This is a genomic window from Jutongia huaianensis, from assembly GCF_014384985.1.
Taxonomy (GTDB): Bacteria; Bacillota; Clostridia; order Lachnospirales; family Lachnospiraceae; genus Jutongia; species Jutongia huaianensis.
Genome location: NZ_JACRSX010000001.1, coordinates 441,334 through 452,715, shown reverse-complemented (window position 1 = coordinate 452,715; position 11,382 = coordinate 441,334). Strand labels below are relative to the sequence as shown.

At 44.1% G+C, this 11,382-nt stretch carries 13 protein-coding genes and 1 tRNA gene; 7 read left to right on the top strand and 7 right to left on the bottom strand.

From position 1 onward, the window contains the following. Positions 1–35: 35 nt before the first annotated feature. On the bottom strand, positions 36–569 hold the full coding sequence (locus H8704_RS01980; protein ID WP_022463671.1) for a hypothetical protein: 534 nt from the start codon (positions 567–569) through the stop codon (positions 36–38). Positions 570–602: 33 nt separating this feature from the next. Continuing rightward, positions 603–1,475, bottom strand: a complete 873-nt coding sequence (locus H8704_RS01975) for a hypothetical protein (protein ID WP_249297066.1) — start codon at positions 1,473–1,475, stop codon at positions 603–605. Between the two features lie 130 nt (positions 1,476–1,605). Here H8704_RS01975 and H8704_RS01970 point away from each other — a divergent pair. Both H8704_RS01970 and H8704_RS01965 read left to right on the top strand, forming a co-directional pair. Next, positions 1,606–1,676: transfer RNA gene (locus H8704_RS01970), tRNA-Trp, on the top strand. Positions 1,677–1,796: 120 nt separating this feature from the next. After that, positions 1,797–2,120: a hypothetical protein gene (locus H8704_RS01965; RefSeq protein ID WP_022463669.1), complete on the top strand. Its 324-nt coding sequence runs from the start codon at positions 1,797–1,799 to the stop codon at positions 2,118–2,120. Here the strand turns inward: H8704_RS01965 and H8704_RS01960 are convergent. Next, complete coding sequence (locus H8704_RS01960) at positions 2,117–2,728, bottom strand: hypothetical protein (protein WP_118679497.1); 612 nt, start codon at positions 2,726–2,728, stop codon at positions 2,117–2,119. The genes H8704_RS01965 and H8704_RS01960 overlap by 4 nt on opposite strands. Before the next feature lie 358 nt (positions 2,729–3,086). On the opposite strand from H8704_RS01960, the gene H8704_RS01955 reads away from it, so the two are divergent. The 5 genes from H8704_RS01955 (at position 3,087) to trmL (ending at position 8,051) form a co-directional block, all read left to right on the top strand. Beyond that, complete coding sequence (locus H8704_RS01955; RefSeq protein ID WP_249297065.1) at positions 3,087–4,745, top strand: VanW family protein; 1,659 nt, start codon at positions 3,087–3,089, stop codon at positions 4,743–4,745. A gap of 94 nt (positions 4,746–4,839) precedes the next feature. Next, positions 4,840–5,826, top strand: a complete 987-nt coding sequence (locus tag H8704_RS01950) for an AIR synthase family protein (RefSeq protein WP_249297064.1) — start codon at positions 4,840–4,842, stop codon at positions 5,824–5,826. Between the two features lie 39 nt (positions 5,827–5,865). Beyond that, complete coding sequence (locus H8704_RS01945) at positions 5,866–6,351, top strand: Lrp/AsnC family transcriptional regulator (protein WP_182439813.1); 486 nt, start codon at positions 5,866–5,868, stop codon at positions 6,349–6,351. Next, positions 6,348–7,511: an aminotransferase class I/II-fold pyridoxal phosphate-dependent enzyme gene (locus H8704_RS01940; RefSeq protein WP_022463663.1), complete on the top strand. Its 1,164-nt coding sequence runs from the start codon at positions 6,348–6,350 to the stop codon at positions 7,509–7,511. Before H8704_RS01945 ends, H8704_RS01940 begins: the two co-directional genes overlap by 4 nt. A gap of 33 nt (positions 7,512–7,544) precedes the next feature. Next, positions 7,545–8,051, top strand: a complete 507-nt coding sequence (gene trmL, locus H8704_RS01935; protein ID WP_022463662.1) for a tRNA (uridine(34)/cytosine(34)/5-carboxymethylaminomethyluridine(34)-2'-O)-methyltransferase TrmL — start codon at positions 7,545–7,547, stop codon at positions 8,049–8,051. A 43-nt stretch (positions 8,052–8,094) separates the two neighbouring features. Here the strand turns inward: trmL and H8704_RS01930 are convergent, their stop codons facing one another. The 4 genes from H8704_RS01930 to H8704_RS01915 all read right to left on the bottom strand — a co-directional run bounded on the left by H8704_RS01930 (position 8,095) and on the right by H8704_RS01915 (position 11,367). Next, a complete protein-coding gene (locus H8704_RS01930) occupies positions 8,095–8,964 on the bottom strand; it encodes a DUF4097 family beta strand repeat-containing protein (protein WP_249297063.1) in 870 nt (289 codons plus the stop codon). Between the two features lie 94 nt (positions 8,965–9,058). Next, a complete protein-coding gene (locus H8704_RS01925) occupies positions 9,059–9,901 on the bottom strand; it encodes a DUF1700 domain-containing protein (RefSeq protein WP_249297062.1) in 843 nt (280 codons plus the stop codon). A 22-nt stretch (positions 9,902–9,923) separates the two neighbouring features. Then, positions 9,924–10,256 carry a PadR family transcriptional regulator gene (locus H8704_RS01920; protein ID WP_022463659.1) on the bottom strand — a complete coding sequence of 111 codons (333 nt, stop codon included), beginning with the start codon at positions 10,254–10,256 and terminating at the stop codon, positions 9,924–9,926. A gap of 190 nt (positions 10,257–10,446) precedes the next feature. Beyond that, a complete protein-coding gene (locus tag H8704_RS01915; protein ID WP_022463658.1) occupies positions 10,447–11,367 on the bottom strand; it encodes a DUF4097 family beta strand repeat-containing protein in 921 nt (306 codons plus the stop codon). Positions 11,368–11,382 lie beyond the last annotated feature (15 nt).

Sequence of the window (11,382 nt, the reverse complement as noted above, 5' to 3'; positions counted from 1 at the left end):
AGAGAACAATGATACAAATTATTTTTTATATTGTTTTAGTCTAATTTCAGTAAAACAGTATTTCCCTCGTTCACCTCTTTATCCTCATATGGGCGGATCGTAAGCTCCGTATCCGTCAGCTCATAGCCGGAGAAATAATATGGAAGTGTGATTCCGGTTCCGGCAGGGATACAGGTGTCAGGGGAAATTACATCGTAGCCCTTGATGTCATCATAATAATCATAATCACGAAACGAGATAAAATTATCCTCATCCTCCTGAAATGCAGAGAGATAAGGCAGATTAAGCTCCTTAGAGTAATAGTTGTCGATCTGCAGAGATACCGTATAGTAATCATCGGCAAAACGGTCGATCGCCGGAGGAACATCCTTTTCAGCCACTTTTTCCGGTTCTGTGACAGCCTTTAACGTGTAATTTGTCGTAAAATGATAATCCGGTCCGTTATAATCTGTATAGAAAAGGCTGGCAGGAATCGCAATGAAAATAAGCAAAAGCAATATTCCATTGATTCCCAGCTTTTTATAGGTTGTCGTTACAAGCTTTTCAATGAGGAAAGTTACCCCTTTCATAAAGTGCCTCCTTTGATGTGAATGTTATAAAGATTATTTTTTTTGTTTAATTCCTGTGATGAGATAAGAGGCCACTAATGCATCCGTATCGGGATTCATCTGATTGACCAATATCCCTTTAAAATCATTTTTCTTTACCATAAAATAAAGGAATCCATCCTGAGAATCAATGGTATCTCCGATGCCTTTTTTCTCCCGTTCATTTTCTTCCAGATTTTTGACGCGGCTCAGATCATATTCCGAAATGGGTTTGACGTAACGGCCGCTTTTGGTGACGCCATAGGACAGGACGGTGCCGTACATCCAGTTGGTAAAAAGGTGATTCTCCTTTGCCTGCCCCGGATAAATATCTAAAACCCCGGATGGAATATCGACGTGATACCGGACCGTCAGGATCTCATAGCCATCCGGTGTTTCAAAGGTTTTGTCTGTGTCACGGGTGACCGCGGTCATAGAAATTTTAAAGTCCCCGTTTTCCGCTGGGATCGTAAAAGTCTCCGAACCCTTGAGGTTTTCACAGATCGACGGGTCTGTCAGGATCAGCTCCTGTTTCTTGTCATGGAAAACATATGTAGCGTAACTGTATGGAACAATAATGGCCAGCGCAAGGATCAGTACCAAAATAATGGTTACCACCCGGCTGCTGCGGAAACGCTGGATCGGAGTTGCGGTGTTTTGCAGTGTTCGTTGTTTCGTATGCTGTTGTTTCTGGGAAACAGATTCCGGGAAAATCGACGTAGAAGTATTTCTATGAGGTCGTTCTGTAGAATGTGGTCTGGGAGCAGAGACAGGTTCCTGCGTATGACCGGTGGAATCCGGCCGCATATAAACGCCACAGTGTGGGCAGAGACCGGCATAGAGATCGTAATCAAAACGCTTTCCGCAGTTTGTGCACTTTATTTTCATAGATTCCTCCTGAGTATCTGTAAATATAATTATATCTTATCATTTTACAGCAGTTTTGTAAAATATCTCTTGACAAAACCAAAATGGAATAGTATACTAGACAGGCAGTGTGAATTTGCCACTACGATTCAGGGGTGTAGTTCATCGGTAGAATAAGAGTCTCCAAAACTCCAGAGGAGGGTTCGATTCCTTCCACCCCTGCTAACCGATCCCATAAATGACAGAGATGTCTTTTATGGGATTTTTGTTTTACAGAAAACGCTGAAAGTTGAAGCGGGTTTGCCTGCTTTGGTCTTGAATACAGGAAAGGCATAGTGAGAAATGAACAGTAGAAAATCGATTTATGATATTAAGTCCTTTTACAATAAGAAAGCCGTGTTAAAGGCGAGCTTTCAGGGAATGCGTTATCAGCTGGAGCAGTATAAAGATCCGGAGCAGGAAGAGGCGGAACCGGTGCTTCGTGTGACGATCTGGCCGGAGCCGTTTTGTTTTGAAAAAACACCTGACAAGAAAAAGACTGTAAAGGAGTTTGTTTATACAGAGGATGGACTGGACGAGGCCTACGACTGGCTTTGTCAGATCTATGATGAACGGATCGAAGAATGGACTGAAGCAAGGGATAATCCGTATAAGGGATTGTTTTAGTCCGGGAGAAGTTCATTAAGGGCCCGGAGCAGAGAGTCTTTTAAGTCAAAATCAGAAGCCTCTACCTGACGGATCAGCTCCTGAACCTTTTCCGGGTGATGCTCGGCGAGATAAATTTCTGCCAGTGAGACATAGGTATCCTTAATATCGCTGCCAAGCGAAAGGGCACGTTCCAGAATGATTTTGGCGCGGGTATCCTGCCCCTCGCAATTATGGTGAAGGTAACTGCCCCACAGACCCAGATTACGAATCAACAGGATATAATTCTGATCATACATGGAAAGCTCCGGAAAGTTGGCTGTGCCGTATGCAAGCTTGATATCTGCGTTACTCATGCCGGAGAGATTAAGGATTTTACATGATAGTGTGCGGCGTACTTCATCCTGCCGGTATTTTTCTTCTCCCCCGGCAGTATCGGAAAAGGGAAGTTCATCCTCAGAAATGGTAATATAATCCAGATTGCTGATATCCTTTTTGCGGACAAAATTGGCCTCCCGTTCCTTTTCCCAGTAAGAGGTGTCCCATTTAGAGTTGTCTGTGGCTCCGCGTTTGGTCTTGACGTTGACCCAGATTATGAATAGAATAAAGAATATGAGTATAATTGGCATAAGATATCATCCTCCTGTATGGGATAAGCTATGTAAAAGTGCCAAAGAAAGGAGTGCCGTATGAACTTTTTTAACAAAAAAAATCAGCAGAGAATTGCGATGGTTATCTGTATATTACTTATTATTGCCATGGTCCTTCCTATGGTTCTCGGATACTTAGGTTAATTGTTTTCATCGATAAATGAGCAGATGTATTTCATCTGCTTTTTTCAGTGTATAAGAAAATGCTGGTTTTGCCCTTTTTCAATATACATAATGTACGAAAAATTGTCAAATACGGGGAAAATCTTTGACTTGCGATTTGCCTGTAATATGATTAAAATAATGTAATAAGCAAAAATAAGGAAGAGACGACATTATGAAAAGAAACAAAGCATTGACGGCAATTTTTGTGGCAGGCTGTATTGCAGTAGTTGCGATTGCAGGTATTGTAACACTGTTTGCAAAGGATAATTTTGGTAATAAAACACAGATTTGTGATGGGGTATCCATCGGTTCCATTGATGTGGGAGGACTTACGAAGGAGCAGGCGCAGAAGAAGGTTGAGACCTATATTGCGGACAGACAGCAGCAGAGTCTGGTGGTTTCGGTGCAGGACTATCTGGTAGAAGCCACAGCGCAGGAGGCTGGATTGACGATCCCGGAGAAGGATTACGCCGGAGAAGCGCTTCAGATCGGAAAGAAGGGAAATCTCTGGGAGAAGTTTCAGGAGATCCGTAAAGCTGAGAAGGGCGAGAAGGATGTTGCACTGGAGCCGGAGATTGATGAAGATACGTTAAAGAGTTTTGTAGAGACAAAGTGTTCTGCATATGATATTAAAGCAAAGGATTCCCGTTTGAAATTTAAAAACGGTGCGTTAAAGGCGACGCGATCAAGGGAAGGTATGGAGGTACAGGTTGAGAATACCTCTGATGCCATTAAGAAGGCACTTTTAGACAAGAAAGCAGCAGAAAAGGATACCATAGAGGTAAACGCAGATGTTCAGGTGACACAGCCGAAGTTTACACAGGAGGAAGCATCCCAGTGTACGGATCTTCTTGGTAAATATTCTACTACCTATGCAACGTACCAGGTAGAGCGTTCCAGTAATGTTGCCACGGCAGCAGGCAGGATCAATGGAACCGTGCTGGCACCGGGAGAGACATTTTCCACGATCAAGGTGATCAAGGACAGAACAGAAGCCAATGGCTACAAATCAGCACCGGAGTATTCCAGCGGTAAGGTTGTTTCCGGTATTGGCGGAGGAGTTTGTCAGGTTTCAACGACACTTTACAATGCCGTACTGAATGCGGAGCTTAAGGTGGTTGAACGGTCGCCTCATTCCATGGTTGTCGCATATGTTCCGGTTTCACGGGATGCGGCGATCTCCGGAGATTATAAGGATTTCAAATTTAAAAATAATACAGATTATCCTATTTATATTATGGGAAGTGCATCCGGTGGGATTTTGTCCTTCCGTGTGTACGGTCATGAAACCAGAGAGCCTGGGAGAGAGATTTCTTTTGAGTCTGAGATCACGGATACGATTGAACCGGGGGAAGAAGTTGTAACAGAGGATCCTGACCTGCCGGCAAGCTATCGTTCTGTGACACAGTCCGCCCATGTAGGTTATAAAGCAAAGCTCTGGAAGATCATCAAGGTTAATGGGGTACAGACCGATAAGGTACAGGTCAATACCAGCGCATATAATGCTTCTCCACAGTATGTGACAGTAGGAAAGCAGCCGGCAACACCGGCACCGGGATCCGCAAGTCCGGCAGCAAGTTCATCTCCGTCGGATAAATCAAAGAAAAAGGATACCTCCAGTGCCAGTCCAAAATCTGCGACAGGTTCACAAAGCAGGGGAAGCAAATCATCCGGCAGCAATACAAAGAAAAATACTTCCGGTACATCAGGAAACAGTACCGGGAAAAATACGACCAATACAACGACAAACAAAAATACTACAGAAAATACCAACAAAAAAAATACAGCGAAGACATTGGAGAGTACCGGTGGAAAGGCTGTTGCAAGATAAAAACAGGATTTAAGATACAGGACTGAAGGATGACGAAAGTATAGAAGGTCTGCGGTTCAAAGTCTGCGGACGGGGAAAGGAATGTAAGATTATTATGGAGATAGGAAAGGTACCTGAGAACGTACTGAAAAGAGCAGTGTTTAAACAGATCAAGCATCTTCGTCCGGAGGTATTACTGCATCCGGGTGTGGGTGAGGACTGCTCTGCCATCGAGACAGCGGAGGATGAGGTGCTTGTTTTTTCGACAGACCCAATTACAGGGGCATCCAAGGGTATGGGAACACTGGCGGTACATATTACTGCCAATGATCTGGCTTCCAGTGGTGCAGAGCCTGTGGGAATCCTTACATGCGTGATCCTGCCGCCACGGACCCGTGAGAAAAAGCTGCACGATCTTATGGAGGAGATCATATTGGCTGCAAATCGTCTTCATATTGAAGTAATGGGCGGTCATACAGAGATTTCAGATGTTGTCAACCGGCCGGTTATTACAGTAACCGGAGTTGGAAAAGTAAAAAAAGATAAGCTTGTTTCTACAGGAGGGCTTCGGCCGGATGATGACCTTGTTATGACGAAATGGGCAGGGCTGGAAGGCACTTCCATTATTGCAGAGGAGAAGCGGGAGGAGCTGCTGACACGGATACCGGAGCAGATCATCGATGCGGCAGCGGCTATGAGAGATTATATTTCGGTGGTACCGGAGGCTGCAGTCGCGGTAAATGCCGGTGTCACAGCAATGCACGACGTTACCGAGGGTGGCATATTCGGTGCATTGTGGGAAGTAGGAGAGGCATCCGGCGTAGGGATCATCGCTGATCTGGACAAGATACCGATCCGGCAGGAAACCATTGAGCTGTGTGAGTTTTACGATATCAATCCATACATGCTGATCTCCAGCGGAAGTATGCTGATCGGGACACCGCACGGTAACAAACTGGTGGATGAGCTGGCAGAGCAGGGGATACCGGCTGCTGTTATAGGCAGAGCCACAGAGGGCAATGACCGTATTATTCGAAGCGGAGAAGAAACACGTTTTCTGGAACCGGCAGGTAGTGATCAGCTTTATAAGATTTATCAGTAGGAAATAAGAATCAAATGAAAGGAAAGGGATATTGATATGATCAAGAAACAGATATTAGATGCGATCAGTATGAATAGCCGCCGGTCTACGGAGGATCTGGCTGCGATGTTAAATACAGGAACAGATACCATTGAGCATGAGATTAAAGAGATGGAGGATAACAAGGTGATCTGCGGTTATCCGACCCTGATCAACTGGGATAAAACAGATTGTGAGAAGGTTACTGCCCTGATCGAGGTAAAGGTAACACCACAGCGCGATATGGGATTTAATAAAGTAGCAGAGAGAATCTACAAGTTTGAAGAGGTAGAAAGTGTCTATCTGATGTCCGGTGGCTTTGACCTGACCGTAGTCATTCAGGGAAAGAGCATGAAAGAAGTTTCCCGTTTTGTAACGGAAAAGCTGTCTACACTGGAGTATATTACAAGTACCGCGACATATTTCGTACTTAAGAAATACAAAGAGCACGGTCTGATCATGACCGATGAAAAGCACGATTCAGAAAGGATGTTGATTACCCCATGAGAGACCCATTATCTAAGAAAGTACAGAGTATTGAGCCTTCCGGCATCCGTAAATTTTTTGATATCGTCAGTGAGATGAAGGATGCGATCTCTCTCGGTGTAGGAGAGCCTGATTTTGATACACCATGGCATATTCGTGAAGAGGGAATCTATTCCCTGGAGCAGGGAAGAACCTTTTATACCTCTAATGCCGGCTTGAAAGAGCTGAAGGAGGAGATTGCCAATTATCTGAAACGACGTTTCCGGTTATCTTATGATCCGGCAGGAGAGATTTATCTGACAGTCGGTGGAAGTGAGGCCATTGATGGGGCACTTCGTGCCATGCTTGATCCGGGAGATGAGGTTCTTCTGCCACAGCCAAGCTATGTATCCTATGAGCCGTGTATCGTTCTGGCAGATGGTGTGCCAAAGATCATTGAGTTAAAGGAAGAGGATGAGTTTAAGTTAAGGAAGCAGCAGCTTCTGGATGCCATCACAGACAAAACTAAGATTCTGATCATGCCATTTCCTAACAATCCGACGGGAGCCATTATGACCAGAGAGGATCTGGAGGATATTGCAGAGGTGGTCAGAGAGCACGATCTTTATGTGATCTCAGATGAGATTTATTCTGAGCTGACCTACAGCGGAGACCATGTATCCATTGCGTCTTTGCCGGGGATGAAGGAAAGAACTATTGTGATCAATGGATTTTCCAAGTCTTATGCTATGACCGGATGGCGTCTGGGATATGCCTGCGGACCGAAGCCTATCATTAAGCAGATGCTCAAGATCCATCAATTTGCAATTATGTGTGCACCTACCCTGAGTCAGTATGCAGCCATCAGCGCTGTGCGTGACGGGGATGATGATGTAGAGCGTATGAGAATAGCATACAATCAGCGGAGAAATTTCCTGATGAAGTCGTTCCGTGATATGGGGCTGAAGTGCTTTGAACCGTTTGGTGCATTTTATGTATTCCCAAGCATTAAGGAGTTTGGGATGACATCGGATGAATTTGCAACAAAGCTTCTGGAGGAAGAAAAAGTAGCAGTTGTACCGGGTACTGCCTTTGGTCGTTGCGGGGAGGGGTTCCTTCGTATCTCCTACGCGTATTCCATTGATGATCTGAAGGTTGCATTGGAGCGGATAGAGCGGTTTATCGAAAGGCATAGAAAGTAGTATCGGAGTGGCTGTTTAGAAAAGAGGAAATGTATGATAAATATTGTACTTCTTGAGCCGGAGATACCGGCCAATACCGGAAACATTGGCCGTACCTGCTGTGCGACCGGCTCCAGACTTCATCTGATCGAGCCTCTGGGGTTTCAGATCAGCGATAAAATGTTGAAAAGAGCGGGAATGGATTACTGGGATAAACTGGATGTCACAGTCTATGACTGTTACGAGGATTTTCTCGAAAAGAATCCACAGGCTGCCGGCAATATGTTTATGGCCACGACAAAGGCGCATCAGACATATACTGATGTTTCTTATCCGGAGGACGCCTATATTATGTTTGGAAAAGAAAGCGCCGGTATACCGGAGGAAATCCTTGTGGACAATGAAAAAAATGCCATCCGCATTCCTATGAACCATAATATCCGTTCGCTGAATCTTTCCAATTCCGTTGCGATCGTATTGTACGAGGCATTACGCCAGAACAGCTTTCTGGAGGCAGAGAGAGACGGACAGCTTCACCGGCTGCATTGGCACAATAAATAATAACAGAAAAGGAACTGGTACATGAATTGTTATCAGTTTCTTTTTAGTTCATAAAATCTACCGTGATGGCTCCCATACTGCATTTGAGGGTTACATCGCCATAATTCTCAGTAGATGTGTTTTCGGACTGTGAGTCCTTTTCGAAGGTAATGTCTCCCATGGTGGTATTTGTACTGAAACTATAATTACTTTTTCTTCCGGCCAATGTCAGATCCAGATTACCGGTAGAACATTTTAATGTGTTGTTTCCCGTTAGTTTTCCTGTGATTTCTGTGTTTCCCATGGCTGTTTCAGAATTCAGATTGTGAATGTTGGAAACGATATTCGTTTTTCCAAGTTCCAGATTTCCAACACCTACTTTTGTAGTACACTTTTCTGTAACCTGAAGGTTGTCGATAATACCTTCCCCAGCACCGATTTTGATATTTAATCTTTCTGACTGCAACTGCGTTGCGCTTAATGCACCGGCACCGATCTTAATAGTAGTTTGTCCGGCTGTCAGGGGAGTTTTGATACGACATTCGCCTGCGGCTAAGGAAATTTTTGCCTTGTCAAAGGTTACATCAGAAGGGAGTGTGATCGTATAGGGACTGGCATTTGCCTTTCTATGTCCAAAAGGAATGTAGACGGTGTGGTCGAGAATCGTAACATTCGCCCTGGCATTGTCAGGAGTTTCTACATGCCAGATACCATCTTTGATGTAGGAGTGATAGCGGTTATTTTCATTATCATTCTCTGTTTCAATGCCATAAGAATCTCCGGACTGGATCACGACCTCCTGTGCCTGGATATCGAAATCGAAGCCTGTGATCTGTGAACTCTCTTTATCCGACAGAGTCATGAAGCCGCTTTCTGTATATGCCTTTGATGATGTTTTTGGGGTCAGATGAAAGGAAAAAAGAGTTCCTCCCATGTGAATTCCTGCAATGATACACAATATGCCAATGAAAAATATTCCGGACAAAATAAACAAAAATATATTTCTTTTTTTCATAATTTACACTCGTCTAATAAGACTGCTCCTTTCCTGTAAGCTTTCCTGTGATCCAGTCCCAAAAATGTTGAAGTTGTTTCCAGAGTAACGGAAATAATCGGATGACAAGGAATATTCCAAGGTAACAGAAAGCGGAGCCGAGAGAAAATAACAGACATCCGACGCCGATAGTAAGGATGCCTCCGGCTGTCTTTCCGGCAATGATACCGATGATCCCGCCTATGATTGCGGCGACGCCTCCGATGGCAGACCCGGCACCGCCAAAGATCATTGCGGCGAAGATGCCGATAACTGCACTTACAATACCTAAAAGGATACCGGCAATACTAACCAGTGCGGTTCCCCAGATCGGTGAGGTGATGACTAGCACAACAATCATTATGAGAATATTGTTGTGGTCCATTCTGGCAAAAAAGCCGGATTTTTGCTGCCCTGTCTGTTGATAAGCAGCCTGATCTCCATTTGCGTTATCATAATTGCCGGAAGTCTGATTCCATCCGTCATTGTTTGATGAACCGGTATTTTGCGAACCGTGCATTTTATGCCAGCCATCCTCCGTCTCGGAGGTATTCTGTGTATGTTTATTCTGCGCGTGTTCTGATGTCTCGTATAACTGGGGGGCATCTGTAGCGCGAGAAACAGTACCTTCTCCATAGGAAATATTTTCGGTGTTATCATTTTTGATCTGCTCTGCGATTTCCACTGGTGAACCCAGCTCCGTCAGAACCGCCTGCTCGTTATCTTCTCCGGCATCGGCGAAGTAATCTTCATAATAATGCAGAGCCTGTTTGCGTTCTTCTTCCGGAAGATCCGCTAATAAACGGCTTAAATCTCCTAAAAATTCATATTTGGTCATAGTTTTCCTCATTTCTTTTCATTTATAATCTTGTGTCCGATGAAGTGTGCAAAAGCAGTTGACTGATCTTGTGGGAATAATTGTGCCATTCTTGCCGATAGAGGTTTAACTGTACCCGGCCTTGTTCTGTGATCTGGTAATAACGGCGGTTTCTGCCACCGCATTCCTTATCATATACAGAAAGGCAGTCATCCTTTTGGAGTCTGCGCAGTACCGGATAAAGCGTTGATTCAGAAACATCTATAACGGAACGGACGTCCTGCGTGATCTTATAACCGTAGGTACCCTCGGAGGAACGTTCCACAACGGCAAGCACAATGGCATCCAATAGCGCAGAGCCAGTGTTAAATACCATGAAAAACTCCTTTCGTGTTGCTGGTTAGTTAACTTTACAGCATATAATACTATATACCATATAATATGGTGATATTATACGCCGTATAATATGTTCTGTCAAGACGAATATGAACAAAAGAAAACCGGTTTTCAAAGATTGATATATTCCAATCTCTGAAAACCGGTATAAATTTTATGTAGAAATAATGTTATTGCTCAAAGGAGATGGACGCATTTCCCTTTGAGGCATCTACGGCAACAGTACCGTAAAGTTTTGTATCATCCTCATTTGTCTCTTTAGCGGTGGATGCAACAGACTCATGGATTAAAAGATTTGCATTGGCTGCCGGAAGTGTGTAATTGGCATGGGTGCCATATAAGGCTGCCTCAATATTTCCATGGTTACTTTGCAGAGAGGAGTTTCCTGTCAACTTACCATACAAAGTAATACCACCACGTTTATTGGAAATGGTTGTGTTATTCATCGTATTGTCCTTTGCTGCGCCGGAAGTACCAATGCTCAGACGCTTATTGGCAGATATATTTCCATTTATTGCAATCTGTGAGGAAGCGGCATCTAATGTACCATCTACCGAAACAGATGCGTTGTCGGCAGAAAGCAACTGGTCAATCTTTAAATCTCCATGTTTGACATTGATATTAATCTTGCTGGCGATCAGGGAATCACATGTGATATCACAATGGTTTGTGTTAATGGTAATCTGATCGAGCTTTGCATCCGGAGGAATGACAAGAACATAACTGCCATAACCGCAAATCCATTTTGATGGGACATTAAATTTCATTCCTAAGATATTTGCTGATCTTTTGGCTTCTGTGGCACCTGCATATAATATGCCATTTAAAACATAACCATCAAACTGACCGCTGCCGGAGAGATCAAAGTTTTCGCCGGATTTAATGGAAATCTTGCTGGAAAACAGATTTAATTCGATGGAACGTATATCGCCGGTCTGCACATCACTGATGGCAGCAGATCCTTCCGGAAGGTTCTGGTCTGAGAAAATGGCAGGGATGGATGATGGGCCGCTGCCCATAACAAAACCCGCTACCATGACCAAAATGCCTATAATGCCGATTGCAATAATGATTTTAATTTTATTATTCATGCTATTCTCCATTCT

Bases quoted from the DNA above. Each gene is read 5' to 3' on its own strand.
- H8704_RS01965 (WP_022463669.1), top strand. From the start codon at position 1,797: ATGAACAGTAGAAAATCGATTTATGATATTAAGTCCTTTTACAATAAG.
- H8704_RS01920 (WP_022463659.1), bottom strand. From the start codon at position 10,256: ATGGTATTTAACACTGGCTCTGCGCTATTGGATGCCATTGTGCTTGCC.
- H8704_RS01915 (WP_022463658.1), bottom strand. From the start codon at position 11,367: ATGAATAATAAAATTAAAATCATTATTGCAATCGGCATTATAGGCATT.
- H8704_RS01955 (WP_249297065.1), top strand. From the start codon at position 3,087: ATGAAAAGAAACAAAGCATTGACGGCAATTTTTGTGGCAGGCTGTATT.
- H8704_RS01975 (WP_249297066.1), bottom strand. From the start codon at position 1,475: ATGAAAATAAAGTGCACAAACTGCGGAAAGCGTTTTGATTACGATCTC.
- H8704_RS01930 (WP_249297063.1), bottom strand. From the start codon at position 8,964: ATGGGAGGAACTCTTTTTTCCTTTCATCTGACCCCAAAAACATCATCA.
- H8704_RS01960 (WP_118679497.1), bottom strand. From the start codon at position 2,728: ATGCCAATTATACTCATATTCTTTATTCTATTCATAATCTGGGTCAAC.
- H8704_RS01980 (WP_022463671.1), bottom strand. From the start codon at position 569: ATGAAAGGGGTAACTTTCCTCATTGAAAAGCTTGTAACGACAACCTAT.
- H8704_RS01940 (WP_022463663.1), top strand. From the start codon at position 6,348: ATGAGAGACCCATTATCTAAGAAAGTACAGAGTATTGAGCCTTCCGGC.
- H8704_RS01950 (WP_249297064.1), top strand. From the start codon at position 4,840: ATGGAGATAGGAAAGGTACCTGAGAACGTACTGAAAAGAGCAGTGTTT.
- trmL (WP_022463662.1), top strand. From the start codon at position 7,545: ATGATAAATATTGTACTTCTTGAGCCGGAGATACCGGCCAATACCGGA.
- H8704_RS01925 (WP_249297062.1), bottom strand. From the start codon at position 9,901: ATGACCAAATATGAATTTTTAGGAGATTTAAGCCGTTTATTAGCGGAT.